The 26,284-nt window shown below is 36.0% G+C and carries 27 protein-coding genes and 1 riboswitch; of the genes, 20 read left to right on the forward strand and 7 right to left on the reverse strand.

What is annotated here, in order from left to right:
* Positions 1–377: 377 nt before the first annotated feature.
* From BM305_RS09200 to coaBC, 4 genes are all read left to right on the forward strand, one after another.
* On the forward strand, positions 378–3,575 hold the full coding sequence (locus BM305_RS09200; RefSeq protein WP_092560408.1) for a glycoside hydrolase family 9 protein: 3,198 nt from the start codon (positions 378–380) through the stop codon (positions 3,573–3,575).
* A gap of 228 nt (positions 3,576–3,803) precedes the next feature.
* Positions 3,804–4,601: a 3-methyl-2-oxobutanoate hydroxymethyltransferase gene (gene panB / locus BM305_RS09205; RefSeq protein ID WP_092560409.1), complete on the forward strand. Its 798-nt coding sequence runs from the start codon at positions 3,804–3,806 to the stop codon at positions 4,599–4,601.
* A 40-nt stretch (positions 4,602–4,641) separates the two neighbouring features.
* Positions 4,642–5,496 (forward strand): pantoate--beta-alanine ligase, encoded by an 855-nt coding sequence (gene panC / locus BM305_RS09210; RefSeq protein ID WP_092560410.1) that lies wholly within the window; start codon positions 4,642–4,644, stop codon positions 5,494–5,496.
* An 18-nt stretch (positions 5,497–5,514) separates the two neighbouring features.
* Entirely contained in the window at positions 5,515–6,720 is a 1,206-nt protein-coding gene (gene coaBC, locus BM305_RS09215) for a bifunctional phosphopantothenoylcysteine decarboxylase/phosphopantothenate--cysteine ligase CoaBC (RefSeq protein ID WP_092560411.1), read from the forward strand.
* 22 nt (positions 6,721–6,742) lie between these two features.
* Here coaBC and ribH read toward each other — a convergent pair whose 3' ends face one another.
* The 4 genes from ribH to ribD all read right to left on the reverse strand — a co-directional run bounded on the left by ribH (position 6,743) and on the right by ribD (position 10,334).
* Positions 6,743–7,210: a 6,7-dimethyl-8-ribityllumazine synthase gene (gene ribH, locus BM305_RS09220; RefSeq protein WP_092560412.1), complete on the reverse strand. Its 468-nt coding sequence runs from the start codon at positions 7,208–7,210 to the stop codon at positions 6,743–6,745.
* 35 nt (positions 7,211–7,245) lie between these two features.
* Positions 7,246–8,445: a bifunctional 3,4-dihydroxy-2-butanone-4-phosphate synthase/GTP cyclohydrolase II gene (locus tag BM305_RS09225; protein WP_092560413.1), complete on the reverse strand. Its 1,200-nt coding sequence runs from the start codon at positions 8,443–8,445 to the stop codon at positions 7,246–7,248.
* 28 nt (positions 8,446–8,473) lie between these two features.
* The gene (locus BM305_RS09230; protein WP_092560414.1) at positions 8,474–9,139 is read right to left on the reverse strand and encodes a riboflavin synthase; all 666 of its coding nucleotides are present in this window, start codon (positions 9,137–9,139) and stop codon (positions 8,474–8,476) included.
* A 112-nt stretch (positions 9,140–9,251) separates the two neighbouring features.
* Positions 9,252–10,334, reverse strand: coding sequence for a bifunctional diaminohydroxyphosphoribosylaminopyrimidine deaminase/5-amino-6-(5-phosphoribosylamino)uracil reductase RibD (gene ribD / locus BM305_RS09235; protein WP_092560415.1), 1,083 nt, complete (start codon positions 10,332–10,334; stop codon positions 9,252–9,254).
* A gap of 147 nt (positions 10,335–10,481) precedes the next feature.
* Positions 10,482–10,596, reverse strand: a riboswitch (FMN riboswitch).
* Positions 10,597–10,730: 134 nt separating this feature from the next.
* Between ribD and BM305_RS09240 the strand changes: the two genes are divergently transcribed.
* The 14 genes from BM305_RS09240 to spoVAE all read left to right on the forward strand — a co-directional run bounded on the left by BM305_RS09240 (position 10,731) and on the right by spoVAE (position 20,978).
* Complete coding sequence (locus BM305_RS09240) at positions 10,731–11,315, forward strand: NUDIX hydrolase (protein ID WP_092560416.1); 585 nt, start codon at positions 10,731–10,733, stop codon at positions 11,313–11,315.
* Positions 11,308–12,048, forward strand: a complete 741-nt coding sequence (gene truA, locus BM305_RS09245) for a tRNA pseudouridine(38-40) synthase TruA (protein ID WP_092560417.1) — start codon at positions 11,308–11,310, stop codon at positions 12,046–12,048. The genes BM305_RS09240 and truA overlap by 8 nt, the downstream gene beginning before the upstream one ends.
* A gap of 206 nt (positions 12,049–12,254) precedes the next feature.
* Positions 12,255–13,388, forward strand: coding sequence for a WG repeat-containing protein (locus BM305_RS09250; RefSeq protein WP_092560418.1), 1,134 nt, complete (start codon positions 12,255–12,257; stop codon positions 13,386–13,388).
* Positions 13,389–13,466: 78 nt separating this feature from the next.
* The gene (locus tag BM305_RS09255) at positions 13,467–14,354 is read left to right on the forward strand and encodes a DUF1002 domain-containing protein (RefSeq protein WP_092560419.1); all 888 of its coding nucleotides are present in this window, start codon (positions 13,467–13,469) and stop codon (positions 14,352–14,354) included.
* A gap of 180 nt (positions 14,355–14,534) precedes the next feature.
* Positions 14,535–14,672, forward strand: a complete 138-nt coding sequence (locus BM305_RS19080) for a hypothetical protein (RefSeq protein ID WP_177214659.1) — start codon at positions 14,535–14,537, stop codon at positions 14,670–14,672.
* A 28-nt stretch (positions 14,673–14,700) separates the two neighbouring features.
* Positions 14,701–16,065: a tetratricopeptide repeat protein gene (locus tag BM305_RS09260; protein WP_092560420.1), complete on the forward strand. Its 1,365-nt coding sequence runs from the start codon at positions 14,701–14,703 to the stop codon at positions 16,063–16,065.
* A gap of 115 nt (positions 16,066–16,180) precedes the next feature.
* Complete coding sequence (gene spoIIAA / locus BM305_RS09265; RefSeq protein WP_242940507.1) at positions 16,181–16,564, forward strand: anti-sigma F factor antagonist; 384 nt, start codon at positions 16,181–16,183, stop codon at positions 16,562–16,564.
* A gap of 18 nt (positions 16,565–16,582) precedes the next feature.
* Complete coding sequence (gene spoIIAB, locus BM305_RS09270) at positions 16,583–17,023, forward strand: anti-sigma F factor (protein ID WP_092560421.1); 441 nt, start codon at positions 16,583–16,585, stop codon at positions 17,021–17,023.
* A 13-nt stretch (positions 17,024–17,036) separates the two neighbouring features.
* Complete coding sequence (gene sigF / locus BM305_RS09275) at positions 17,037–17,750, forward strand: RNA polymerase sporulation sigma factor SigF (RefSeq protein ID WP_092560422.1); 714 nt, start codon at positions 17,037–17,039, stop codon at positions 17,748–17,750.
* Between the two features lie 244 nt (positions 17,751–17,994).
* The gene (locus BM305_RS09280) at positions 17,995–18,612 is read left to right on the forward strand and encodes a stage V sporulation protein AA (RefSeq protein WP_092560423.1); all 618 of its coding nucleotides are present in this window, start codon (positions 17,995–17,997) and stop codon (positions 18,610–18,612) included.
* The gene (locus BM305_RS09285) at positions 18,602–19,015 is read left to right on the forward strand and encodes a stage V sporulation protein AB (RefSeq protein WP_092560424.1); all 414 of its coding nucleotides are present in this window, start codon (positions 18,602–18,604) and stop codon (positions 19,013–19,015) included. The genes BM305_RS09280 and BM305_RS09285 overlap by 11 nt, the downstream gene beginning before the upstream one ends.
* A gap of 20 nt (positions 19,016–19,035) precedes the next feature.
* A complete protein-coding gene (gene spoVAC / locus BM305_RS09290; RefSeq protein WP_092560425.1) occupies positions 19,036–19,536 on the forward strand; it encodes a stage V sporulation protein AC in 501 nt (166 codons plus the stop codon).
* Positions 19,537–19,548: 12 nt separating this feature from the next.
* Positions 19,549–20,619 carry a stage V sporulation protein AD gene (locus tag BM305_RS09295; RefSeq protein ID WP_092560426.1) on the forward strand — a complete coding sequence of 357 codons (1,071 nt, stop codon included), beginning with the start codon at positions 19,549–19,551 and terminating at the stop codon, positions 20,617–20,619.
* A gap of 5 nt (positions 20,620–20,624) precedes the next feature.
* Positions 20,625–20,978, forward strand: coding sequence for a stage V sporulation protein AE (gene spoVAE, locus BM305_RS09300; RefSeq protein WP_092560427.1), 354 nt, complete (start codon positions 20,625–20,627; stop codon positions 20,976–20,978).
* Positions 20,979–21,049: 71 nt separating this feature from the next.
* On the opposite strand, the gene BM305_RS09305 is transcribed toward spoVAE, so the two are convergent.
* Positions 21,050–23,683, reverse strand: coding sequence for a transglycosylase domain-containing protein (locus BM305_RS09305; RefSeq protein WP_092560428.1), 2,634 nt, complete (start codon positions 23,681–23,683; stop codon positions 21,050–21,052).
* A gap of 258 nt (positions 23,684–23,941) precedes the next feature.
* Between BM305_RS09305 and BM305_RS09310 the strand changes: the two genes are divergently transcribed.
* Complete coding sequence (locus BM305_RS09310) at positions 23,942–24,235, forward strand: DUF6514 family protein (protein WP_092560429.1); 294 nt, start codon at positions 23,942–23,944, stop codon at positions 24,233–24,235.
* A 50-nt stretch (positions 24,236–24,285) separates the two neighbouring features.
* Positions 24,286–24,951, forward strand: coding sequence for a YigZ family protein (locus BM305_RS09315; RefSeq protein ID WP_092560430.1), 666 nt, complete (start codon positions 24,286–24,288; stop codon positions 24,949–24,951).
* Positions 24,952–25,059: 108 nt separating this feature from the next.
* Here BM305_RS09315 and BM305_RS09320 read toward each other — a convergent pair whose 3' ends face one another.
* Complete coding sequence (locus BM305_RS09320; RefSeq protein ID WP_092560431.1) at positions 25,060–25,242, reverse strand: DUF4250 domain-containing protein; 183 nt, start codon at positions 25,240–25,242, stop codon at positions 25,060–25,062.
* 32 nt (positions 25,243–25,274) lie between these two features.
* On the reverse strand, positions 25,275–26,279 hold the full coding sequence (locus BM305_RS09325) for a zinc dependent phospholipase C family protein (protein WP_177214660.1): 1,005 nt from the start codon (positions 26,277–26,279) through the stop codon (positions 25,275–25,277).
* Positions 26,280–26,284 lie beyond the last annotated feature (5 nt).

The following is a 26,284-nucleotide window of genomic DNA, read 5'->3' on the forward strand; positions in this document are numbered from 1 at the left end:
AAATTTCGGAGTATCTTTTGTAAAATCCTCTGTGTCTTTTGTACGTTCTAAATAAGTTCTTTTGTAAGTTGAAATTCTTGTGTGTTTTTTACTTCAATAGTATGAAGTATTTATCTTTTGTATGTTATTATTTTATACTAGATATTAAATAGTTACAAGATAAGTGATAATAATTACAATATGCATTTATAAAATGATGAAATTAGACGGATTATTTCAATTTTAAATATAAATTCTTCATTATATCAATAGAATTTGCACTTTTTTTGCTGGCAACTTGGGTCATTTAATCGAACATTTTACACATATAATGGGATAGCATGTATAATAAGTGATATACTTTAATTGTTAAAGTATAACAAAGGGAGGAATATTTAATGAAAGGAAAAATTAAAAAAAGGGGAATTGTTGGAGTTCTTGTAACTTCCATGATTCTTGGGTTAGGCGGCGTGCCTGGGCGCACAGTTGAAGCTGGACCGACAGAGACACCATTTAATTATGCAGAAGCATTTCAAAAATCAATGTATTTCTATGATGCAAATATGTGCGGAGAATATGAAGGTGAGTTGGCATGGAGGGGAGACTGTCATCTAGAGGACAGTGAAATACCGCTGGTTCCAATGGGAGATACGTTGAAAGGCACTAACATGTCAGCAGCTTTTATAGCTGACAATATGGAAACCCTGGATCCAGATGGAGATGGCTGTGTGGATCTTCAAGGGGGATACCATGATGCAGGAGACCATGTGAAATTTGGACTACCTCAAAGCTATGCAGGAGCAACTCTGGGATGGGGCTATTATGAATTCAGAGATGCTTATGTTAAAATCAGTGAGCAGGATCACATCGAAAATATTTTAAGACACTTTAATGATTACTTCTTGCGATGTACATTCCGTAATGAAGATGGTGAGGTTGTTGCTTTTGCTTATCAGGTAGGGGAAGGTACATCAGATCACTGTTACTGGGGGCCACCAGAATTACAAACAACAGATCGCCCGGCATGGTTTGCTACAACTGAGACGCCGGCCAGTGATCAATGTGCTGGTGCAGCAGCAGCATTAGCCATTAATTATTTGAATTTTAAAGATACAGATCCACAATATGCTGAAAAATCTCTGGATACAGCCATTGCATTATATGAATTTGCAAAAGAAAACAGAGGCTTAGGTTATTCGGGAGGATTTTATAATTCAAGCTTTGATGAAGATGAAATGTCATGGGCTGCTGTCTGGTTAAATATTGCAACTGGAGAACAACAATATATTACCGATATTACAGCTGTAGATGCCAGTGGAAATTACATCGGATATATGGGCAAAATTTTAAATTCTTCATCAGATACATGGCAAAATATATGGGTTCATTCATGGGATACTGTATGGGGCGGTGTATTTGCAAAACTGGCACCGATTACAAATAGTCCTCAGCACTGGTATTTCTTTAGATGGAACATTGAATATTGGTCAGGAGTCCCACATCAGGATACTACCGATCAAACATTTATGGCAGCAACTCCAGATAATTTTAAAGTTATAAGTACTTGGGGCTCCTGTCGGTATAACACAGCTGCACAGTTATGTGCCTTAGTTTATAATAAATATAAAACAAATCAGGATTTTGTAAACTGGTGTAAAGATCAAATGGACTATATTTTAGGAGATAATCCAATGAATCGTTGTTATATGGTTGGGTATTCTGACATTTCAGCAGTAAATCCACATCATAGGGCAGCCCATGGTTCTTTGACAAACAGTATGTTGGATCCTGCTGTACAAAGGCATACATTGTGGGGAGCATTAGTAGGAGGACCAGATGCTACCGATCACCATGAGGATATTACAACCGATTTTGTTTACAATGAAGTTGCAGTTGACTATAATGCTGGTTTTGTTGGGGCATTAGCTGCATTATATCTCATTTATGGACAGGACCAGGAACCACTGGAGAATTTCCCGCCACAAGAAACAGACGCTATGCCATATTTTGCATCTGCCAAGCTGGAGCAAGAAAATGGAGAAAGAACGCAAGTTACGGTTACCATAAATAATGATACAAGTCTTCCACCAAAAGTTGTAAGTACACTAAAGGCAAGATATTATTTTGATATTTCTGAACTGTTAGAAGCTGGGCAAAGTGTCAGTGACATTGATATTCAGGTAATGTATGATCAGGCATTGATAAGTGATGGTAAGGCAACTGGTATTTCAGATCCAATTGCGTGGGATGAAGAAAATGGTATCTATTATATTGAGCTGGACTGGACAGGAGATTCCTTCCATGGAAGCAGACAAATTCATTTTGCCATTGTTCCTGGTATGGACTCACAGTGGAAGGTACATTGGGATCCAACAAATGACTGGAGCCGTCAGGGAATTACTGATGTAGATGCGGTAAATTCATATATACCAGTTTATTTAGATAACGAGCTTGTTTATGGATCAGAACCAGAAAAGGGCGTATTGGTAGAAGATTTTAATGTAGCAGTTACTGCACCAGAAGCAGGAACAATAGTTGATTGTATCGATGGTTCTAAAACAGTGGATCTTTCGGCAGCAGTTACAGGTAAAATAGAAGCGGTATCTTTGGTTGAATTTTATGTAAATGGAGAAAAAATAGGTGAGGATGCAACAGCACCTTATACGACTTCGTATTTTATTGATAAAACGGCCGTTGATTCAGCTAAGAAAAATTACGAGATTACAGCAAAAGTGATTTCTACAACAGGTAAATCAGCAGAAAGCAGTGGGGTAATTATTTCAGCTGTTTTCATAGCACCACAAGAATCTGTTATTGATATTACCAGCCCAATACCTGGAGCTATATTGGATGTTACACAAGGTGTCAACAGCGTTGCTGTAGTTGCCGAGCAAACGGAGGAACTGGCAGGTAAAACAATTGAAAAAATTGCAGTCTATGCAGATGGGGTAAAAATTGGTGAAAGTGCTGGAAACAAATGTTCTGCGGCCTATATTGCACCAGACAGTTATGGACCACAGCCAGATGGGTATATTACGGTTAAGTTTACTGCAATTGCCTTATTAGATGATGGAAGTGAAATGGAAGCAGATCCATATACATTGTCTGTTAAACTTCCAGTAAAAACAGTAGATGTGGAAGGACTGACATTGACAGCAAATGGTGTTTCTGCACCATCAACTTGTACAATTCAAGAGAAAATTAAGCTGGCAAACACGGGAAGTCAGAACATTGACTTGAGTAAGGTAACAGTCCGCTACTATTTTACAAAAGAAGCTAATGTGTCTCAGCAAATGATTTGTGATCATGCAGGCATGACATTTAATGGCGCACCATGGTATTTAGATGCGACTGCAAATGTAAAAGGGAGGTTTGCTTCTCTTTCACCAGCAGCAAATGCAGATACATACTGCGAGATTTATTTTTCTGATTTAAATAATACCTTAAATCCAAATCAGAGTATAGATTGCGATCTTCGCATTGTAAACAGTGACTGGTCATTCTTCAATCAGGAAAATGATTATTCTTACTTAAGTAATGAAAACATTGTTGTATATTATGATGGAGTAGTAATTAGTGGTGTTGAACCAAAATAGGATTTATTTTTACAAATAGTTTCTAAAAGTAAATACAAAACTGTTTACTTTTTTGGGAAAAAATAGTATATTGTATAAGGATGGTATTCTGAAAAGAAACTATACCTTATTGCAATATACTAATTTTTTATTTAATAAGAAATTGTTCCGTATTTCAGTAGGTATTTCTGTACATCTTTTCATCCAACAAAAAAGTAGTTACAATTTAATATTTGGAGGAAGTCAGATATGAAACATACAGTTGCAGAGTTTCAAAAAATGAAAGAGTCTGGACAAAAAATAGCTATGCTTACAGCATACGATTATTCTACGGCAAAAGTAATGGATGAGGCAGGAATTCATGGTATTTTGGTAGGAGATTCTCTGGGAATGGTAATGCTTGGATACGAAAATACCCTATCTGTAACAATGGAGGATATGATTCACCATGGAAGAGCAGCAGCAAGGGGAGTAAAAGAAGCTTTATTAGTAATTGATATGCCATTTATGTCCTATGAAACCAGTGTCAGGGATGCGGTAATCAATGCAGGCAGATTAATTAAGGAAACTGGTGGGCATGCGGTAAAGCTGGAAGGTGGAGCAGAAGTTTGTCCACAAATTAAGGCTATTACAGCTGCCAAAATACCTGTTATGGCACATATTGGAATGACACCGCAGGCGGTACATGCATTTGGTGGATTTAAGGTGCAGGGCAAAGAAAAAGAGGCAGCTGCAAAAATACTTGAGGCGGCAAAGAGTGTAGAAGAAGCAGGTGCTTTTGCTATTGTATTAGAATGTGTTCCAGAAGCATTGGGGAAAGCAATTACAAAAGCGGTATCCGTTCCAACCATTGGTATTGGAGCAGGAGCGGCTTGTGATGGACAAATTTTGGTCTTTCAAGATATGCTGGGGATGTATAATGATTTTAAACCAAAATTCGTAAAACAATATGCCTCATTATCAGATACCATGAAGAGTGCCTATCAGACTTATATTAGAGAAGTGCAGGAGCAGGTTTTTCCAAGTAGTGAGTTTAGCTTTTTGTAAGGAACGGCTAATGGCAGAATGATTGAAAGGAGTGTACAAGATGAAAATATTTAAGGAAATTAAAAAGGTCAAGGATATTGTAAGATTATGGAGATTGGAAGATAACAAAATCGGGTTCGTTCCTACAATGGGCTATCTGCATGAAGGACATAAAAGTTTGATTGAGCGTGCAGCAGCAGAAAATGATAAGGTCATTGTAAGTATTTATGTAAATCCGATGCAGTTTGGTCCGAAAGAGGACTTGGCATCTTATCCAAGAGATTTGGAAAGAGATGCGAAAATATGTGAAGAGGCTGGAGTGGATGTTATTTTTCATCCAGATAATAGTGAAATGTATGTACCAGATTTTTGTACCTACGTAGATATGAGTATTATAACAGAGGAACTTTGCGGAAAAAGCAGGCCAGTGCATTTTCGAGGCGTATGTACAGTGGTAGCTAAATTATTCCATATTACAAGTCCAGACAGAGCTTACTTTGGGCAGAAAGATGCACAGCAGCTGGCAGTCATCCGTAAGATGGTGGAAGACTTAAATTTTGATATAGAAGTAATTGGATGTCCTATTGTCCGTGACCAGGATGGACTGGCAAAAAGTTCAAGGAATACTTACTTAAGCCCAGAAGAGCGAACTTCTGCACTAGCACTAAATCAAACACTGAAAAAGGCAAGGGAGTTATTTTGGTCAGGAATCAATAAAACGGATGAATTAATAAAATTTATGAAAACGGAATTAGAAGAAGATTCACGAAGAAAGGTTGATTATGTGGAAATTGTAGAACCAAGAACCATGCAGCCAATTGGGGCAGTAACAGAGAAAAATTGTTGTATTGCAATAGCAGTATGGGTAGGGAAAACAAGGCTGATTGACAATATAAGTCTGGACGAAAAATTATAACAGAAGAGGAGAAGACAGATGCTGAAAGGTAAAGTAGTTGTGGTTGGAGTAACGGGAAGCATTGCAGCATTTAAAGCGGCATCCCTGGTAAGTTCCTTGATTAATAGGGGATGTGAGGTTCAGGTTATCATGACCAGAAATGCAACACAATTTATTCATCCCATTACATTTGAAACCTTGACAGGTAATAAATGTCTGGTAGAAACCTTTGACCGGAATTTTCAGTTTCATGTGGCTCATGTGTCCCTTGCAAAAAGAGCAGATGCAATGGTTATTGCACCTGCTACCGCAAATGTAATCGGTAAGCTGGCAAATGGTATTGCAGATGATATGCTGACAACAACAGCACTGGCATATAATAAAACAATAGTACTGGCACCAGCAATGAATGTAAATATGTATGAAAATAAAATTGTTCAAGATAATATGACAAAGCTTCGGATGTTTGGTTTTCAGATAATTGAGCCACAGGTTGGGCGGTTAGCCTGTAATGTAGTTGCAAAGGGAAAAATGGCAGAGGAAAGTGAAATTCTTGCCGAGCTTGAAACAATGCTCTATGAAAAGAAAGATTTATTAGGGAAGAAGATTTTGGTAACGGCAGGACCTACTCGTGAAGCAATCGATCCAGTTAGATTTATAACCAACCATTCGACTGGAAAAATGGGTTATGCACTTGCCAAAAATGCCATGCAGAGAGGCGCCAACGTAACCTTGATTACAGGGCCGGTGGAGCTAGATCCTCCTCCTAAGGTAAAGGTGATTAAAATTACCTCGGCTGCTGAAATGTTTGAAACTGTCAGACAAACTATGGGAGAGCAGGATATTATAATAAAAGCAGCAGCAGTAGCAGATTATTGCAGCAGCGAAGCAGCGGAACATAAAATAAAGAAGAATGATAATGTAGTTTCTTTACAGCTTAATCCTACAACCGATATTTTGAAATATGTTTGTGAGCATAAAAATAAAGGTCAGTATGTTTGCGGTTTTTCTATGGAAACAGAAAACTTAATCGAAAATTCAAAAAAGAAGTTGGAGAACAAGAAAGCGGATATGATTGTTGCCAATAATTTAAATGAAAAGGGCGCTGGTTTTGGTGGGAATACAAACATTGTTACGATTCTTACAAAAGACAAAATAATTCCGGTGGAATGCATGGAAAAGGAAAAGGTTGCAGAAAAGATATTAGATAGTATTTGTGAAGAACAGATAAAACTGGTGCAGTAAAATGCTGCACCAGAACATAAAATCAGTTTTTCATTTTCTTCATCAGATTGCCCATTTCGATTGCAGATAAAGCACAGTCATAGCCTTTATTTCCAGCTTTTGTTCCAGCACGTTCAATGGCTTGTTCAATATTCTCTGTTGTTAATACTCCAAAAATGACAGGAATATTAGATGCCATAGAAGCAGCAGCAATGCCTTTGGAAACTTCACTGCATACATAATCATAATGTGTAGTGGAACCACGAATTACTGCGCCAAGGCATATGACAGCATCATATTTCTTGGAATTAGCCATGTTTTGGGCAAGAAGAGGTATTTCAAAGGCGCCAGGCACCCAGACTAGTTCAATATCTTCATCGGCTACATTATGACGCTTTAAACCATCTAAGGCTCCGCCAATTAGCTTTGATACAATAAACTCATTAAATCTTGCTGCAACAATACCAATTTTTAATCCTTCTGACACTAAATTACCTTCTAAAATATTCATGAAAAATCTCCTTTTCAATTATTCTTATCAATTAATTACATATAAGTAAATAAATGTCCCATTTTATCCCGTTTTGTTTTTAAATAAAATGCATCAAAAGGGGAGGCTTCTATTTCAATAGAAACACGTTCGGTAACAGAAATTCCGTACTTCTCAAGCTGTTGGATTTTATCAGGATTGTTTGTCATTAATTTGACATTAGAAACACCAAGGCACCTGAGTATTTGTGCACCGTTTGAATAATCTCTCATGTCCTCAGGAAATCCAAGAGAAAGATTTGCTTCTACAGTATCCATGCCTTGATCCTGAAGGGCATAGGCCCTTAGCTTATTAATTAATCCAATACCACGTCCTTCTTGACGCATATAAAGTAAAACACCAGTTCCGCATTCTTCTATTTTTTTCAGTGCAAAAGCCAGCTGGTCGCCACAATCACAGCGTTTTGAACCTAATGTATCACCAGTCATGCATTCAGAGTGGATGCGGCATAGAACAGAATCGGCTGATTTGATGTCCCCCTTTACTAATGCCAGATGATGTTCTCCATTTATCAGATTTTCAAACCCATAGATTTGAAAATCCCCAAATTTAGTTGGCATAGGAGTTGAAACAATTTCAACCATATGCTGCTCGGTGGTTTTTCTATATTCAACTAATTCCTGGATTGTAATCATTGTAAGATTATGGGAAGCAGCAAACCTTTTTAAATCAGAACCACGCATCATGGAACCATTATCAGCCATGATTTCACAACACAATCCACATTCTTTCAGTCCAGATAAACGCATTAAATCTACAGTTGCTTCTGTGTGTCCATTGCGTTCCAGTACGCCATGATTTTTAGATAGCAGTGGAAACATGTGGCCAGGCTTTCGAAAATCTTCTGGTTTTATAGAATCTTCTACACACATGCGTGCAGTAATTCCACGCTCAGCAGCAGAAATACCAGTTGTAGTGGAAACGTGGTCAATGCTGACCATAAAGGCTGTCTGATGATTGTCAGTATTATTTGCAACCATTTCCCACAGTCCAAGCTTTGCAGCTATTTTTCCAGACATAGGCATACAGATAAGTCCTTTTCCATGCTTAGCCATAAAGTTTACATTCTCCGTTGTGGCATATTCAGCAGCACAGATTAGATCTCCTTCATTTTCCCTGTTCTCGTCATCTGTCACTAATATTATTTTACCTTGCTTAAGAGCAGATAAGGCAGCCTTAATTGATTCAAAATTCATTCTAATATGACCTCCACTATTTTCTATTTTAGTAAAATCCATGCTCCAGTAAATATTCTTTTGAAATTTTACTAGAAGCGTTTTCTTTTTCTGCATATACATTGCCAGAACGATGCAATAAATTTTGTACATATTTCCCCAATAAATCACTTTCTAAATTTACAGTATCCCCAACTCCCTTTGTACATAGTACTGTAGACAAAAGAGTGTGAGGAATGACAGATACAAAAAAGCTTTCATTTGTAACATCAGCTACAGTCAGACTTATGCCATCCAGTGCAATAGAGCCCTTTTTTACAACACATGAGAGCAGATTTTCAGATGCACTAATCTGGTACCACACTGCAATATCATCACGTCTTATAGAGAGAATCGTGCCAGTTTCATCAATATGTCCAGAAACAACATGTCCCCCAAATCTTCCATTACTGGACATAGCACGTTCAAGATTTACAGTACTCTTTACTTTTAATGAACCCAGATTACTACGGTTTAAAGTTTCGTGCATAACATCAGCAATAAAAGTTGTCCCCAGTACTTGTCTGGCAGTAAGACATACACCATTAACGGCAACGGAATCTCCTTTTTTTAAATCATCAAAAATGATAGTTCCATGTATAGCAAGCTGCGAAGAATGTGTTCCTTTTTGTATTCCGTAAATTGTACCAATTTCTTCAATAATTCCAGTAAACATGAATTAATCTCCCTTCAAAAACGCGGTTAACTTTTGCTCTCTTTCTTTGTATCATAAGCTTTCTTTAGTAGGATTATTCGTGTCAGGCAATATGAGATGAAACCATATTAGTTCATTTCTCATACTCTAATAAAATATCTGAATCTATCGTTGTTGCATTTACAAATCGAAAAGAAAAATAGTCATTCAGCCGTTCAACGCCAGTACCACCAACAGGTGTCTTTGCGGCAGTACCACCAAGTATTTTAGGAGCAATAAACAGATAAATGTAATCAACAAGATTATCTTTTAGTGCACTAAAATTAAGGGTTGGTCCACCTTCCAGCAGAATACTGTCAATCTTCATTTTGCCAAGCTGCATCACAAGCTCCGATAAATCTAAAACACCATCTTTTAATGGCGTATAAATCATATTGCATCCTAACTCCCTTAAAAGTTGACCCTTTTCAGATTCTTCACAAGCAGTGGCAATGTATGTTGGAACATCATGAGCTGTTTCAACAATTTTGCTGCTTAAGGGTATTCGCAAATGAGTATCACAGATAATCCGAACCGGATTTTTTGCATCAGGCAGCCGGCAGGTTAGCAAAGGATTGTCCGTTATGACTGTCTGAACGCCAGTCATAATGGCCGAATAGTTATGCCTGAGCTGATGTACATATTTTCTAGAAGAATCATTTGTAATCCACTGGGATTCCCCACTGCTGGTTGCTGTCTTGCCATCTATTGTCATGGCTGATTTCAAAACTAAAAAAGGCCTTTTAGTTGTAATGTAATGAATAAAAACTTTATTAAGAAGCCGGGATTCTTTTTCTAATACACCTACAGTAACTTTAACACCATGCTGCTCTAAAATACGCACTCCGTTACCACTGACTTTTGGATTGGGATCAAGTGTACCTACAACAACATGGGAAATACCGCTTTCTAGAATAGCCTCTGTGCAAGGCGGGGTTTTACCGTAGTGGCAGCATGGCTCTAAGTTTACATACATGGTTGCACCAGCTGGAGATTCGGTGACAGAAGCAAGGGCATTCCTCTCGGCATGAAGTTGTCCGTAAGCCTGATGGTACCCAGAACCAATGATGCTATTATTTTTTACGATAACGGCGCCTACCATTGGATTGGGGTTCACAAATCCTTTTCCTTTTTCAGCCAACTCTAAGGCTAGTTTCATATATGCTTCCTGTACCATTATTTTATCTCCTTTATTGTTCTCTATCACATAAAAAAGATGCTATGATATGAAAGAGAGTCATTCATTCAGGGCATCTTCTGTAAAAGTATATAAATGTAAAAAAACCTGAAATGGATACCATTTCAGGGCTGATAATTACATACGTTACATCTTCTTTCATCCAGACTGTACTGTCGGCTTCGGAATTACACCGAATCATGCCATGCGGCTCGTGGGCTTTACCACCGGTAGGGAATTGCACCCTGCCCTGAAGACAATTATTTATTTGTTTATTTTATAACACTATATGTAGAGTTTGTCAATAGAAAAAGAATAACTAATAATGAAAGGATTGCTTTCTAACTCATATTCCTGTAAAATGAAATAAAAAAATACAATTAAATGGAGTAAAAAATGGAATTATTTGAATTGCTAAATGAGGATGGAACAAAGCAGGGAATTGTAAAAGAGAGGGAAGCTGTTCATAGAGAGGGAGATTTGCATGGAGGTTCCCATGTGTGGGTGAGCCGGTATTCTGCAAAGTACAAAAGAATTGAAATTTTACTTCAAAAGAGAAGATTTGATAAGGATGCTTTTCCAGGATGTTGGGATGTATCCTGCGCGGGGCATATGGATCAGGGGGAGGATTTTATAACAACTGCAATAAGAGAAGCAGGAGAAGAACTTGGTTTATTTATAGAGAAAGAAGATTTGGACTTTTTGTTTTCTCAACTAGTAGAAGGAAAGTATGTATTTCATGGTAAGCCTTTTTGGAACAGAGAAGTAAATCATGTCTTTTTGTTGAAAAAAGAAGTACAAGGGGACATGCTTAATTTTCAAAAGGAAGAAATCGAAATGTTGGAATGGCAGGATGCAGAGCATATAAAAAATGAACTGATAAATAATAATCCGGAATATTGTATTTTTCTGAAGGAATATATGGGTCTATATGAATATTTGGTAAATAAATATGAAGGGAATAAAGCGGGCGATGAGTAAAAATATAAGAATATGTCTGGAGTATGATGGGACTCGTTATGATGGGTGGCAGAAACAGGAGAATACTGACATGACCATACAGGGAAAGTTGGAAGTTTTATTGAAGAAAATGACAGGCGAGAATATAGAAATTCATGGGTCAGGAAGAACAGATGCAGGGGTTCATGCATTTGGACAGATTGCAAATTTTCACACTAGCACAAAAATGTCAGTAGATGAGATTATGAATTATATGAATGAGTATTTGCCAAAAGATATCGCTGTAGTGAATGTGTCAGAAGAAGCACCTCGCTTTCACAGCCGGTTAAATGCTCGGAAAAAGATCTATTGCTATCGCATCTGGAATTCAAAGGTTTCTAATGTGTTTCAGCACAGATTTTTATATCAACTGGCAGAAGAGCTGGATTTGGAAAAAATGAGAGAAGCAGCAGAAATTATGACGGGAACACATGATTTTAAGGGATTTTGTTCAAATAAGAGAATGAAAAAATCTTCAGTCCGGACGATAGAAAAAATTTCTATAGAAAAAATTGAAAATGAAATTCAAATCAGGTTTACTGGAGATGGATTTTTATATCACATGGTTCGTATTTTAACAGGCACATTAATTGAGATTGGCATGGGAAAAAGAAAGATAGAGACTGTTTTGGAGATATTTGAGAAAAAAGACAGACAATTAGCAGGATATACGGCTCCTCCTAATGGCCTTGTTCTAGAAAAAGTAGAATATTAGAGAATGCTATACTTATTTTAAAAAAAATCTTTCATACTATTGCAAAAGGTCAATTTTATTTACATATTATTTTCCAATGTGATATAATTAAATAATATTTGCAGCAAGAATTTATAAGTAAAGTGGGTGAAAGTGCATAAGAATAGTAAAGACATAGGTGTAAAAATAGTGGGGGAACATGATAAAATTAGAAGAAGGATGGTATTATGAAGAGAATAATTGTTTTTTTAGTGTGCCTGTCAATGATAATGTGTGTAGGATGTAATAATACAAGTAAAAAAGAGGAACAGGTAAATGGAGAGGTTGATTCACAGCAGACTGAAGCAGCGGCAACTGAAGCAGCGGAGTTTCAAGGTGAGTTATATCCGATTATGGTGAATGGCAAAATGGGTTATATCAATGCAAATGGTGAAATGATGATGGAACCTGTTTATGCTTATGCTGGTGAATTCTGTGAAGGATTTGCTGCGGTGTCCATGGATGACAAATCATTATTTTATATTAACAAAAAGGGTGAAAATGCATTTGGTACTACTTTTGTATCTGGGAATGATTTCGCTTGTGGGCGAGCTGTAGTTTTAAATGATGCTGGCAAGCTTCAAATTCTTGATACTGAAGGAAATATTATGGATACTCCTGAAGATTTAGTGTATGCAGTACAGTATAGTGAAGGATTTCTATGTGCTAGATTTGAAAGTGGATTATACGGCTTTTTAGATACAGAGGGTAAGGTAGTAATAGATCCAACATTAGAATACGCAAGAGATTTTCATGAAGGTGTGGCTGCGGTTGGTACAACAAAGGATAAAATTGATTTATCTTACATAAACACAGATGGAACTGTGTGCTTTGAGACAGAGCTGGAATATAATAATTATATGTGTGTACATGATTTTTCAGAAGGACTGGCATGTTCTTATAATGGAAAAGCGTTTGGATATATTTCACACTCTAATGAAGTGATTATTGACTATCAATATGAAAGTGTAAAACCATTTTCAGAAGGACTGGCTGCTGTAATGATTAATGGAAAGTGGGGCTTTATCAATACCCAGGGTGAACTTATAATTGATGCAATCTATGATGAGGCTGATTCATTTTCAGAAGGACTGGCTGCTGTACGTAAGAAAAATACAGCAAATCAGGATTATCAGATTGGCTTTATCAATACCCAGGGTGAACTTGTAATTGATTATCTGTATGATGAGGATTATAATTCAGACGCATTTTTACAGGTAAACAATGCAAAAAAGAATGGACTGATTCAAGTGAAAAGCTATGAAGATAAATGGTATGGGTATATTAATGACGCAGGGGAAGTAATTTATAAAGCAGAATAATATATAGAATTTTGTGTTATGCTAATGTATAAAGCAGTGCTTGGTTCTACTAAAAAGACTTTATACAGGAGGTTTGGAATGAGACTGAAAAAAATACTACTTAGCTTTGTTTTATTAGGAGCAGTTCTTATTCAACAAGAAATAGTTTCAGCTGATTCTTACGATGAGAGTGTGACACCATATGTTGCATTGGGAGCAGATTTGACTGAGGAACAGAAGAATACTGTTTTTAATCTGTTAGACATTGAGGAAGAGGATTTGGAACAGTATAAGGTCGTTGAGGTCACCAATCAAGAGGAGTATGAGTACCTAAGTGGATACTTATCTAGTGATATAATTGGTACGAAGGCACTTTCTTCTGTTAAGGTAATAAAGATGGAGGATGGCGAAGGAATTACAGTTCGTTCTTACAATATTAATTACTGCACCAACGGAATGTATTGTAATGCGCTTCTGACAGCAGGAATCAGCGATGCAGAGGTAGTAGTGGCAGGACCGTTCCAGTTAACAGGTACAGCAGCATTAGTTGGAACCATTAAGGCATATGAGGAAATGACAGGTAAAGAAATTCCACAAGAAAGCATTGATGCGGCAATGAATGAGCTTGTTTTAACAGGTGAACTGGCAGAGGATATAGGTAATGCAGAGAAGATGGAACAGTTGATTGCTTTGGTAAAACAGGCGGTTGTGGAAAAGAGTCTGGACTCCAGGGAAAAAATCCTAGAGGAAATTCAAAAGGATTCAGCAACTCTAGATTTAGAACTAACAGAAAACCAAAAGGAAAAAATCGCTGATTTAATGGGGAAAATTGAAGGATTAAATCTGAATATTGATACCATGAAGCAGCAGGCAAAGGAATTGTATGATAAGTTAGCAGAGCTTAATCTTGATACAGAAGGTTTCTTTGCTAAAATCGGTAATTGGTTTTCAAATCTTTGGGATCGTATTGCAGGGTTATTTAGTTAAGGGGCAAAAGTGTGATAGAATAGAGAATTTATGAATCTCCAGGAGCATAAGTAATGCTTTTGGAGATTTTTTATGATAAAGGTATTGATTTTTCCAATGTTTATAGTTATTATGTTAAATAGATAAATCTGTAAAAGAAATCGGATAATAAGTCAGGCTTATTTAATAGTGGAGGGTAACATGATTAATTTTGAAGAAGAAATAAAAAAATTTCAACCCAGCTTGGATGTGGATCAAGCAGAGGAAGCAATCTATAATAATAATTTGACTGATGTAACAGATATTATTGGTGAAATTCTGAAAGATATTAAAAAGTAAGCTGGTATCAAGTGGTAAGGAGGCTGTTATGAATTGTCCAAAATGCAATGCTAATCTGTTATTTAAAGTGAATAAATGTGAACAATGCGGACAGGATTTGAAAACATATAAGAAAATAATAGGAGCATCCAATATTTTTTATAATGATGGTTTATCTCGGGCTAAGATTAGAGATTTGTCTGGGGCAGCAGCATCATTAAAAAAGAGTCTGCAAATTTATAAAAGGAACACGAATGCTAGGAATCTTCTTGGGCTGGTATATTTTGAAATGGGTGAAACTGTTTCGGCGTTAAGTGAATGGGTAATTAGTAAGCATTTTCAACCAGAGAATAATGATGCTGACAGATATATGGAGAGTTTGCAATCAAATCCAACAAAACTGGAAGCAATAAACCAGACAATAAAGAAATATAATGCAGCACTTTTGGCCGCTAAGCAAAGTAATGAGGATTTAGCTATTATACAGCTGAAAAAGGTAACAAGTTTAAGTCCTAATTTCTTACGGGCACAGCAGCTTTTGGCACTGCTGTATATAAAAGCAGGGGAAAAGGATAAGGCACTGCGATGTTTGAAAAAAATAAGTAAGATTGATATTAATAATATTACAACTATCCGGTATTTAAAGGAAGTAGAAGTAAATGAACAGCCCGAAGTAAAGGAACCAGCAGAACGTGTATCAAAACCAACAGCTATATACCAGACAGGAACTCAGTATAAAGAGGAAAAAACAAACATTTGGGCGTATGCAAATTTAATAATAGGTGTTGTAATTGGAATTGTAGCAGTGTATATTTTAATTGTGCCTACGGTCAAAAAAAATGTTGAGATGAAGTATGCTAATCAGGAAGATGTTTATCAGGACGAGATTTCAGCAAAAGAGTACACCATTGACACGTTAGAAGGCACTAATCAAGAGTTGCAGGATGAGATAGAGGATATAACAACAGAATTGACTGAGTTAAAAGAGAATATGTTTGATGAATCTATTTATGATAATATGTTTGATGCAGTGGTTTTATTTCAAGAAGGTAAAAATGTTAAGGCGGCAGAGAAGCTTTTGGAAGTAGATACTAAAAAGCTTAGTAGTGCCAAAGCGAAAAAGGTGTATAATGCAATAAAGGAGGCTACTTTTTCAGAGGGTTCAAAAGAACTTTATCAGGAAGGAAAAAGTAAGTATGACTCAGGTAATTACGACGAGGCAATTACTATTTTTGAAAAGGCAATAAAATTAGATGAAGCAAATGCAGATGCTATTTATTTTCTGGGTAGATGCTACCATAGAAAGAATGACTATGTGAAGGCAAGAGAATATTATGAAACAATTATGAATCAGTATGAAGATTCAACAAGATATGCAGAAGCAAAAAAGATGTTGCAGACGTTGCCTGAATAAAACCCGTATCGTAACAAACAAACGAAAGAAAATATCCTGGAAAAGTGTAACAGGCTTTAACCAGGTATTTTTTATAGATTTATATGTAAAATTTTGAATAAAGAAGGGAAAAAAAGTGAGCAAAAATAATCTTATTAATTCATCTGTACATGTTGAAAACCCAGAGAAAGCAATCTACAAGGTTGAAAACCACTGTTTGATTATTCAGCTAAATAGCGATTTAGATCATCATAGTGCATTAAAGATCCGTGAAAAATCAGATCATATTATTGCACATGACAATATACGAAACATAATTTTTGATTTTTCTAATTCTAATTTTATGGACAGTTCAGGAATAGGGGTTATTATGGGAAGATATAAAAAAGTGATTTTTTCAGGGGGGAAAATCGCTGTAACAGGGATAAATCCACCAGTAGACAGGATTTTTCGAGTTTCTGGCTTATATAAGATTATTCAAAAATATGAAACTGTAATGGATGCATTAAAAGCATTTTAATAAGAGGAGGATAAGTAAATGAGCGATACAAACGAAATGACATTAGTATTTGATAGCAAATCAGAAAATGAGGGATTTGCAAGGGTTGCAACAGCAGCATTTATTGCACCATTAAATCCGACTATGGAGGAAATATCTGATATTAAGACAGCCGTTTCGGAAGCGGTGACAAATTCAATTATTCATGGATATAATGGAAAACCTGGTAAAATTACTTTACACTGTAGTATTGATATGCAGAATATAAGGATTGAAGTGAAAGATGAGGGCTGTGGAATTGAAGATATTCAAAAAGCAATGGAACCTTTATATACGACAAAGCCAGAATTAGAACGTTCTGGTATGGGCTTTGCTTTTATGGAAGCCTTTATGGATCACTTGGAAGTCATATCACAAGCAAATCAGGGAACAAAGGTTATTATGAAAAAGACAATACAAAGCAGTGCTGCGGAATCGTAGAAGGAGGGTGGTTATGGATACACTTGAATTAATCAGACAGTCTCAAAGTGGCAATAAAGAAGCGAGAGATCGGGTTGTTACAGAGAACACGGGATTGGTTTGGAGCATAATTAGAAGGTTTGCCAATCGGGGTTATGAGATGGAAGATTTATTTCAAATCGGATGTATTGGGCTTATAAAGGCAATTGATAAATTTGACACAAGTTTTGAAGTAAAGTTTTCCACCTATGCTGTTCCTATGATAACAGGCGAAATTAAAAGGTTTTTACGAGATGATGGAATGATTAAGGTAAGTAGATCTTTAAAGGAGATTGCCTATAAAATACGAATTGCAAAGGATGAGTTAAATGCACAGCTGGGAAGAGAGCCGACAATAAATGAGGTAAGTGAGCGGACAGGCTTCCAGACTGAGGATATAGTAATGGCAATGGAAGCTGGTGCAGAAGTAGAATCCCTATACAAAACAATTTATCAAGGAGATGGGAATGCTATTTATTTAATTGATAAACTGGAAGAAACAAAAGATGAAAATGAAATGATAATTGATCATTTGGCACTACAGGAAATATTAAATTCTTTGGAAGAAAAAGATAGAAATATTATTAAACTTCGGTATTTTATGAATCGGACTCAAATGGATATAGCAAAGGAATTAGGAATTTCACAGGTTCAGGTATCAAGAATCGAGAAAAAAATTCTTAAAACAATGCGGGAAAAATTGGCTTAACAGATTATCTTATTATTTTTAGGAATAATATAGATGAAAAAATATCAAAATAGAAGTATAGAAAACATTCACTAGCATATAGTGAATGTTTTTTTTGGTAAAGGAGTGATGGGATGAAAAATAAGATTTGGGTAGCAATTGTTTCTATGAAGCTCATTATATTAGTACTAGTCTTTTACTTTAACTATGACGGAAATAATGAAATTATGTCAGAGGGTACTTTAATAAAAGTAGGTTGTGAAATATGATAAAACTCTATATTTCCATGAATCAGAGAGTTCAGGTAATGAAAAGAGAAGTGTATCTGGATGATATTGCATCTTGCTATTGCTCGGATTTAGAAGTTCTAAATAAAATTAGGAAAATAGAATTATTTCATCTTGGACAGGAAAATTTGATTGTATGTTCCGCTTTAGTTGTAATTGAGAAAATTAATGAAAAGTATCTTGATATTGAGGTAATCAATATGGGTGAGACAGATTTTATTATTGAGTATTTGCAGAAAAAGAAAAAGAACATGTTATTTGAATATTTCAAAATAGTAGTGGTTAGTTTTACTGTATTCTGTGGAGGTGCCTTTGCTATTATGACTTTTAATTCCGATGTGGGAGTCAAGGAACTATTTCAAAGACTTTATGAAATCATACTTGGTGATAACGGAGCAAATAGCAAGATTCTTGAAATTTCATATAGTATTGGCGTTTCATTGGGAGTCATCTCTTTTTATAATCATATGTTCCGTAAAAAAATTGAACCAGATCCAACTCCAATCCAGATTGAGATGAGGCAATATGAGTCACAGGTAAATGATACAATTATTATGGATGCGAACAGAGAGGGTGAAACAATGAATGTTCCTTAAAATAGGTATTCTTATATTGATTGGAGTAATTTCTGGGTGGACAATTGGAAGTGGAGTTTTTGCATTTATTACTACAATAGGCGTGGTACCAAGATTAATTGCAAGAACAAAAACAGCAAAAAAGATAGTGCTATATGAAAATGCAATTATTTTAGGAGGTACTCTTGGAAATATTTGTACTACCTTTTCCGTTGCTGCTCCTGTTGGAAAAGTTGGATTAATTGTTATCGGACTATTTTGTGGTATATTTGTGGGATGTCTTGCCATGTCAATAGCGGAAACCTTAAATGTCCTTCCAATTTTTATTGAAAAAATTGGGTTGGAAGAAGGTCTGGCAATTATTGTTTTATTTTTTGCAATTGGAAAGGGAATGGGTTCCTTTTACCAGTTATATTTTTTGTAAAATATAGGAAGGGTGATTTTATGGACAAGAATAAAGTTTCTATTCATGATGTTGTATCAGAAAAGGACTCGGAAAAGCGAGAACAAAAGTATAATAAATACGTAAAAGATGTTACACCAACACACAACTATGTTTTGAATACGCTAAAAGCATTTTTTGTTGGTGGTATTATCTGCACAATAGGACAGGGGTTTACTAATCTGTATATGCAGATGGGGTTGGATAAGGAAACAGCTGGCTTATATCAAATCATTACATTAGTATTATTAAGCGTAGTTTTAACAGGTCTTAATATTTATTCTAAACTGGCAAAGTTTGGTGGCGCAGGAACAGTAGTGCCAATAACAGGATTTGCCAATTCAGTGGCAGCAGCAGCAATTGAATTTAAAACAGAAGGCCAGGTCTTTGGAATTGGATGCAAAATATTTACCATTTGCGGTCCTGTAATTCTATATGGAATCTTTTCTTCCTGGGTTTTGGGTTTGGTATACTATTTTCTTAAAATGGCTGGAATCGTATAGTGAGGTGTGTACATGAAAAATAATAAAATAGTTGGAAAACAAAGTATATCTTTTGAGCATCCTCCAGTTATTACAGGTTTTTCGTCTGTTGCTGGGAAAAAAGAAGGGGAAGGACCTCTTGGAAGTTTTTTTGATGTTGTAGAGGAGGATCCCTTTTTTGGTGGAGATAACTGGGAAGATGCAGAAAGCCGCATGCAGAAAATGGCGGCAGAACTTGCAATTAAAAAGGCAAAATTAAAGCCAGTGGATGTACGTTATCTGATAGCAGGTGATTTGTTGGGACAATTGATAGCTACTTCTTTTGGAATTATGGATTTAGATATTCCTCTATTTGGGGTGTATGGAGCATGCTCTACTATGGGAGAATCCATATCTATTGGTTCCATGATAGTAGATGGAGGATATGCAAAGAATGTTGTGGCATTAACGTCAAGTCATAATGCAAGTGCAGAAAAACAATTTCGTTTTCCATTGGAATATGGAAATCAAAGACCTCTTGCAGCAACTTGGACGGTAACTGGAAGTGGAGCAGTTGTGATTTCCCAGAATACCAGTAACAATTCGGAAAACTCAGAAAAATCATCTGGAGGCAATGAAAAAAAAGAGCCGGTGATTGAAATAAAGGGAATTACGACTGGTAAAATCACTGACTATGGCGTAAAGGATTCTATGAATATGGGGGCTTGTATGGCTCCGGCAGCAGCAGATGTTATTTATCAGAATCTTCAGGATTTTAAGCTTTCACCAGCATATTATGATAAGATTATTACAGGAGATTTGGGATATGTTGGTCAAAGAATTTTAATTGATTTATTATTAGAAAAGGGATATGATATCTCAGTAAATCATATGGACTGTGGAATTGAGATTTATGATAAAGAGACCCAGGACACTCATGCTGGCGGAAGTGGATGTGGCTGTAGTGCCATTACCTTAAATGGATATATTATGGACAAGCTTTTAAAAAGAGAGTGGAAAAGAGTATTGTTTGTTCCAACAGGAGCTTTATTGTCTACGGTAAGTTTTAATGAAGGAAATTCCGTTCCTGGAATTGCACATGGAGTAATGATAGAAGGAAGGTAGCAGCTATGGATTATGTAAAAGCTTTTTTCGTTGGAGGATTAATTTGTGCAGCAGTGCAGATATTTATGGATAATACAAAATTAATGCCAGGAAGAATTATGGTGATTCTAGTTTGTCTGGGAGCAGTATTGGGAGCGTTAGGAATCTATGAACCATTAATTGACTGGGCAGGAGCAGGAGCCAGTGTGCCATTAAGTGGATTTGGAAATACATTATATAAGGGTATTAAGGAAGCTATAGATAAGGATGGGTTTATTGGTGTATTTAAAGGAGGTTTTACTGCCTCTGCCGTTGGAATTTCTACAGCACTTATATTTAGTTATATTGCTTCTTGGGTGTTTAAGTCTAAAATGCAGTAAAATGAAGTGACATATTAGAATTAGGGAGTGTTGCAAAGCAGCACTCCCTAATTCTAATTAAGAAAATAATACTAAGGTTCTGTTGTTTCTGGCAGTTCACCCGAGTTTGGTATTACAGGTGCTGACGGATTGCTGGTTGGTGTACTAGTTGGTATATTGACTCCAAAAGGAGAATGAATCTTACAAATATCGTTTTCAAAGTTTTTCGGTAAGATATATGGTGTGTCAGCGGTATTTGAAGTTTCCTCCTTAGATAAATATACTTTTTCTAGGATAGAAGTCTCTGGACAAAAATCAGTTGCAGATTTATTTGACGCAGCACATACTTTTACTTTTACATGTACATCACAGGTCTCAACAGGCTGGGTTCCTTTTGCAAAGTATTCTGTGCGGACAGTAGAGCCACCGAGAGCAGAATCACATACGCCATCGACCGCTAGTTTCCCAGATTTTGTACATATTTTAGCTGTAACAATGGAATCAGGTTTTACAAATTCTTTTCTCTCAAGATTATCATGGACCTTCTCCATTATGGTACGCCAGAGAATTTTTGTATAAGTAGTATTGGTCTGATCATAATTATTGTCATAGCCACCCCATATTCCAGCAGTATAGTAAGGAGTGTAACCGACAAACCAAAGGTCATTGTCATCTGTACTTGTCCCTGTTTTTCCAGAAACAGGCATATTAATATTTTGAAACTGGATTTTCGTACCAGTACCAACTTTTACAACATCTTCCATAGCGTTGGTTAGCAGCCATGCGGTAGAATCTTTCATTACCTGGCTGGTAGATGGTTTATTATCTATCAAAACTTTTCCATCATGATCAACAATTTTTGTATAAAAAATAGGTTCTGTATAAATGCCGCCATTTGCAATAGAAGCAAATGCAGCGGTAATCTCCAGATTTTTTACACCATGTGTAATACCACCTAGTGCAAGAGAAAGATTAATATCTGAAAAAACTTCGCCAGTAGTTTCATTAACTTCTTTTTCTACAAGAGTAGAGAAGCCAAGTTTCTGTAAGTAGGAAAAACCTGTCTGGGGAGTTACCTGTTCTAAAGTTTTTACGGCAAATACATTCATAGAATCATATATAGCCTGTCGGATAGTAGTAAGTCCTTTGTAATTATCACCATACCAGTTATTAACTTTTGTCTTAGTACCTGGATAATAATATAGAGCATCATCTTGTACAGTTGCCAGTGTCATTCCCTTCGTATCTAAAGCAGGAAGGTAAGTAGACAAAATTTTAAAAGTTGAACCTGGCTGCCGAAAGGTATTGGTAGCTCTGTTTAGTGTACGGCTTGCGGTTTTCTCGCCACGCCCTCCAACAATAGCTTCTACTCTGCCAGTTGCCTGATCCATTAAAACAAAAGAAATCTGGGGTTGTATTGTAAAGTTTGTCTTTTCACCTTCGATTGTATCGGTATCTGTAACAACAGCGTTACGATATTCTTCGATATAAGAAGCCGCATCCTCTTTATCTGAAAAATATAACGAAAAACTCTTTCCCTGTGAATGGAAAAACTCTTCCATCATTTGTTCATTGTAATTGTGCTTTTCACCATCAGAGCTAACTGTAGTAAGGCGGTAGGTTAGTTCCCACTTTGAATCTGCTGGATACAGAGATTCATCGGACAATACATCATCGCAAATGGATTGCAATTCAGGGTTCTGGGTTGTGTAAATTTTTAATCCGCCTCGATAAATAAGATTGTAAGCCTGGGTAGAGGTATAACCTAGCTTGGTCTCTAAATCTTCAGCTACCTGTTCAATTACTTCATCAACAAAATACGAATTGATTTGAGAAGAAGTGCTTTGTTCTTCATTCACAAGCTTTATACGACTGTAGACATCGTCTGCCAAAGCTTCAGCGTACTCTTCTTCTGTAATGTAATTCTGGTTTTTCATATTTTCCAAAACTAGATTATGGCGTTCCGCATTATTCGTTGGGTAAGTAATAGGATTAAGTGCGGATGGATTCTTGGTAATACTTGCAATGACAGAAGCTTCTGACAATGTGAGTTCACTTACATCCTTATTAAAATACCTGTTTGCAGCAGCTTGTACTCCCAGAGTATTCTGACCAAGATTAATTGTGTTTAAATAATATTCAAGAATTTCTTCTTTGGAATATCGGCTTTCCAGCTTGACTGCCAGATACTGTTCCTGGATTTTGCGTTCCAGCTTATCTGAAAAATTAGTTTCAAGTCCGCCTTCAAATACATTGTTTTTTAGCAGCTGCTGAGTAATGGTGCTTGCGCCCTGATCAAAGTGCTGGCTGGCAATACCATTAAAGAATGCACGGAAAATACCTTTAATGTCAATGCCGTTATGTTCCCAATACCGTTCATCTTCAATTGCTACAAAAGCGTCAATTACATCCTGTGGTATTTTATCAATACTTACATAGATACGATTAGCATCAGAACCGACAAGCTTCTGGGTTTCATTTCCGTCAGAATCATATATAGTAGATGAAAATCCAGTTGGAGCAACAGTTATGGAATTCATATCTGGTGCATTATCTATAATTCCTCTCAAAAATCCTATGCCTGCAAATCCACCAACACATATAAGCAGAACAAAGCAGATTAAAATTGTTTTAAAAAAAATAATATAAGCTTTTGTTGTAAGCTTTCTTCCAGGCGATGAAATCTGCTGTTGTTTTTTTGCAGTGCCGTTTTTACTAAAATTCATATAGAGCCTCCTATGAAATCTTACCATTTGTTTTATTATAGCAAATAATGATTTCCAAATAAAGCAGTATTTACAATAGAATTAATATTTTCGTCAACATGGTTTTTCTTTCCATGTCAAAATTTGCAATAAAATGCGTCGTATTTCTATTGCAAAAATTACCATTTATCTGTTATTATGAAATTGAAGTCTTACAAGGGGGAGCAGAATCATACTCTGCTCAAGGACTAAAATACATAATTTGAAGGGGTAGTTAGTATGAGAAAGTCAGAATTGAAAGGAAAAAAATGTCTGGAAGTGTCTCCGGAAAGAAAGGTGAATCTGGAATATTATCTGATTAAGGAGGAACGCGAAGATTTGGATTCTGTGTTATATGGAGTCAGTATCAGAAAGAATGAAGGTACTCGTGAGGAGATTGAAGAAATCTCAGGTATTACTTATTCAAAGGAGATCGCTGAGAATATTGTTCATTTGTTGATGACACATGATGTAACTCCCATTGCTATGATTCCTATTGTGGATGATTTCATTACAGAAAGAATTTGTAGCTAAAAGCTGGATAAAATGATATAATTGCTTCATTAGGATAAGGAGTCAGTTATATGGAAGAGCAGTTGAAAATTATTTATCAGGCAGGTACAGGTGAATTAGTCGAGAAAAAATCAAGATTTATTGCGCGTGTTGCATCAGCAGATTCGGAGGAATCTGCACTTGGGTTTATCGAAAAAGTAAAGAAGGAATGTTGGGATGCAACACATAATTGTTTTGCGTATGTGATTGGAGACAGGCAGCAGATTCAAAGGTGCAGCGATGACGGTGAACCTTCTGGTACTGCTGGAAGGCCAATGTTAGATGTATTGTTAGGCGCTAAAATCCATAATGTAGTAGTTGTTGTAACGAGATATTTTGGTGGTACATTACTTGGTACAGGTGGATTAGTCAGAGCATATTCAAGGTCTGTACAAGTAGGGTTAGATAATAGTACTATTTTGGAAAAATGTAAAGGAGCCCAGTATATCGTAAGGACAGATTATAATGGAATTGGTAAACTGCAATATATAGCAGGTCAGATGGAGTTGCATACAATTAATACTGATTATACAGATATTGTTGTTTTTTCAGTATTAGTACCCGTATTCAAATCCAATGAGTTTGAAAAGAAGGTCATAGAGGCTACAGCAGGAAAAGCCCGTATAGAGATGACGGATATGGTTTTTTATGGTGAGAACGATCAGGAAATTATTATATTGGATAAATGCCTTCATTAACAGTGAGAATCAAAATTTGCAGCAGTAATCAGATAATGGAAATGAAGTATGAAAAATGATGCCACAAGAATATCTGAAAGATTTCTTGTGGCAGAAGTAAAACACACTCTAGTTACAAATAAATTGATTTCTATTTAAGTCATAAATATAGTCTATATTTTGAAGTTTATTTTCTATATCAGCTTGAACCAAATTCAGGTTTTTACATAAATCATCTAAGCTTTCATAGTTATCTCTTAGCTGTGTATTGATATAGCTAAGCAGCATAACTGAATCATTTGGAACTTTCATCACGCACCTTCTTTCTACATTTTATTCTTAAATTAATCCAAACTTGATAATCCAGAATGAAAACATTTATTTTGTAAGGAATTCAAAAGGTTTTGCTTTTGAAATGTTGTGATACGGGATTGAAGTAACAAATCCGCATATTCAGCATAATACACCAAATGCTCTTTGGTATCAAGGAACGCTTTGTTCCATAAATCTAGAAATGAATCATAACGGACTGTGTCAGCTTCCCAGGGAGATTTCCAAGGATGATGGTTCAAATTTAACGTGGTAATCTCATCATCGGGAGAAAGGTTCTTTTCTTTAGGAAGCATCATGGTTGAAAAATAAGGATAGTGAAGAATAAACTGCTCCATATTATAAAACAATGTTTTTTTTCGTCCAGTTTGATCATCTACAAATCGTGCCTCTACATGAAAGGTAAAGATGGCACGGTGAATAGAAGCCGGTTTTATTGTAGTGTGATAAGTTTTTCTTATAATTTTAGATAAAAATTCAGCAATTACTTGCGATGAGAAATATTTATATGGAAACAGGCTTTTCTTTTTTAAATGGTCGGTTCCTTTTATTCGCTTCAACATATAGTAGTCAATAGTTGACTCAAAATCCATATGTTCCCCTGAACTTTTTAAAGAACTTTTTTGATTTTTTACATAATTGGTTTTAGCATATACATAGGGGTGGGCTGTATAGTCCATGCCGTAATGACAGATATACCCACCAACAAACGCCAAAATTATTTCACGTTTTTGTAAGTCAGATTCTTTCTCCAATTCATTCAGACAATTTCTAAAAAAAAGATTTGCTTTTGCTGTATGCATAGTGGATGCGATGTTTACTTTTTGCTGTAATAAATAAGGAACATAAAAAAAGAAAAAATCAGGTCCCTGTAAACCCAACAGATAACTTTCTGGATAGGTTTGAATCACTTGTTTTAAGGGTTGGATAGTATTTGGCGATTGGGGATATACAGTAGTTTCACTAATTTTTTTGTATAAACTCATTCCAAAAAGGTAATGGGTAAAAAAACCTGGCATCTTAT

Source organism: Anaeromicropila populeti (assembly GCF_900112775.1).
GTDB classification, from domain to species: domain Bacteria; phylum Bacillota; class Clostridia; order Lachnospirales; family Lachnospiraceae; genus Anaeromicropila_A; species Anaeromicropila_A populeti.

Bases quoted from the DNA above. Each gene is read 5' to 3' on its own strand.
- BM305_RS09200 (WP_092560408.1), top strand. From the start codon at position 378: ATGAAAGGAAAAATTAAAAAAAGGGGAATTGTTGGAGTTCTTGTAACT.
- panB (WP_092560409.1), top strand. From the start codon at position 3,804: ATGAAACATACAGTTGCAGAGTTTCAAAAAATGAAAGAGTCTGGACAA.
- panC (WP_092560410.1), top strand. From the start codon at position 4,642: ATGAAAATATTTAAGGAAATTAAAAAGGTCAAGGATATTGTAAGATTA.
- coaBC (WP_092560411.1), top strand. From the start codon at position 5,515: ATGCTGAAAGGTAAAGTAGTTGTGGTTGGAGTAACGGGAAGCATTGCA.
- ribH (WP_092560412.1), bottom strand. From the start codon at position 7,210: ATGAATATTTTAGAAGGTAATTTAGTGTCAGAAGGATTAAAAATTGGT.
- BM305_RS09225 (WP_092560413.1), bottom strand. From the start codon at position 8,445: ATGAATTTTGAATCAATTAAGGCTGCCTTATCTGCTCTTAAGCAAGGT.
- BM305_RS09230 (WP_092560414.1), bottom strand. From the start codon at position 9,139: ATGTTTACTGGAATTATTGAAGAAATTGGTACAATTTACGGAATACAA.
- ribD (WP_092560415.1), bottom strand. From the start codon at position 10,334: ATGGTACAGGAAGCATATATGAAACTAGCCTTAGAGTTGGCTGAAAAA.
- BM305_RS09240 (WP_092560416.1), top strand. From the start codon at position 10,731: ATGGAATTATTTGAATTGCTAAATGAGGATGGAACAAAGCAGGGAATT.
- truA (WP_092560417.1), top strand. From the start codon at position 11,308: ATGAGTAAAAATATAAGAATATGTCTGGAGTATGATGGGACTCGTTAT.
- BM305_RS09250 (WP_092560418.1), top strand. From the start codon at position 12,255: ATGAAGAGAATAATTGTTTTTTTAGTGTGCCTGTCAATGATAATGTGT.
- BM305_RS09255 (WP_092560419.1), top strand. From the start codon at position 13,467: ATGAGACTGAAAAAAATACTACTTAGCTTTGTTTTATTAGGAGCAGTT.
- BM305_RS19080 (WP_177214659.1), top strand. From the start codon at position 14,535: ATGATTAATTTTGAAGAAGAAATAAAAAAATTTCAACCCAGCTTGGAT.
- BM305_RS09260 (WP_092560420.1), top strand. From the start codon at position 14,701: ATGAATTGTCCAAAATGCAATGCTAATCTGTTATTTAAAGTGAATAAA.
- spoIIAB (WP_092560421.1), top strand. From the start codon at position 16,583: ATGAGCGATACAAACGAAATGACATTAGTATTTGATAGCAAATCAGAA.
- sigF (WP_092560422.1), top strand. From the start codon at position 17,037: ATGGATACACTTGAATTAATCAGACAGTCTCAAAGTGGCAATAAAGAA.
- BM305_RS09280 (WP_092560423.1), top strand. From the start codon at position 17,995: ATGATAAAACTCTATATTTCCATGAATCAGAGAGTTCAGGTAATGAAA.
- BM305_RS09285 (WP_092560424.1), top strand. From the start codon at position 18,602: ATGTTCCTTAAAATAGGTATTCTTATATTGATTGGAGTAATTTCTGGG.
- spoVAC (WP_092560425.1), top strand. From the start codon at position 19,036: ATGGACAAGAATAAAGTTTCTATTCATGATGTTGTATCAGAAAAGGAC.
- BM305_RS09295 (WP_092560426.1), top strand. From the start codon at position 19,549: ATGAAAAATAATAAAATAGTTGGAAAACAAAGTATATCTTTTGAGCAT.
- spoVAE (WP_092560427.1), top strand. From the start codon at position 20,625: ATGGATTATGTAAAAGCTTTTTTCGTTGGAGGATTAATTTGTGCAGCA.
- BM305_RS09305 (WP_092560428.1), bottom strand. From the start codon at position 23,683: ATGAATTTTAGTAAAAACGGCACTGCAAAAAAACAACAGCAGATTTCA.
- BM305_RS09310 (WP_092560429.1), top strand. From the start codon at position 23,942: ATGAGAAAGTCAGAATTGAAAGGAAAAAAATGTCTGGAAGTGTCTCCG.
- BM305_RS09315 (WP_092560430.1), top strand. From the start codon at position 24,286: ATGGAAGAGCAGTTGAAAATTATTTATCAGGCAGGTACAGGTGAATTA.
- BM305_RS09320 (WP_092560431.1), bottom strand. From the start codon at position 25,242: ATGAAAGTTCCAAATGATTCAGTTATGCTGCTTAGCTATATCAATACA.
- BM305_RS09325 (WP_177214660.1), bottom strand. From the start codon at position 26,279: ATGCCAGGTTTTTTTACCCATTACCTTTTTGGAATGAGTTTATACAAA.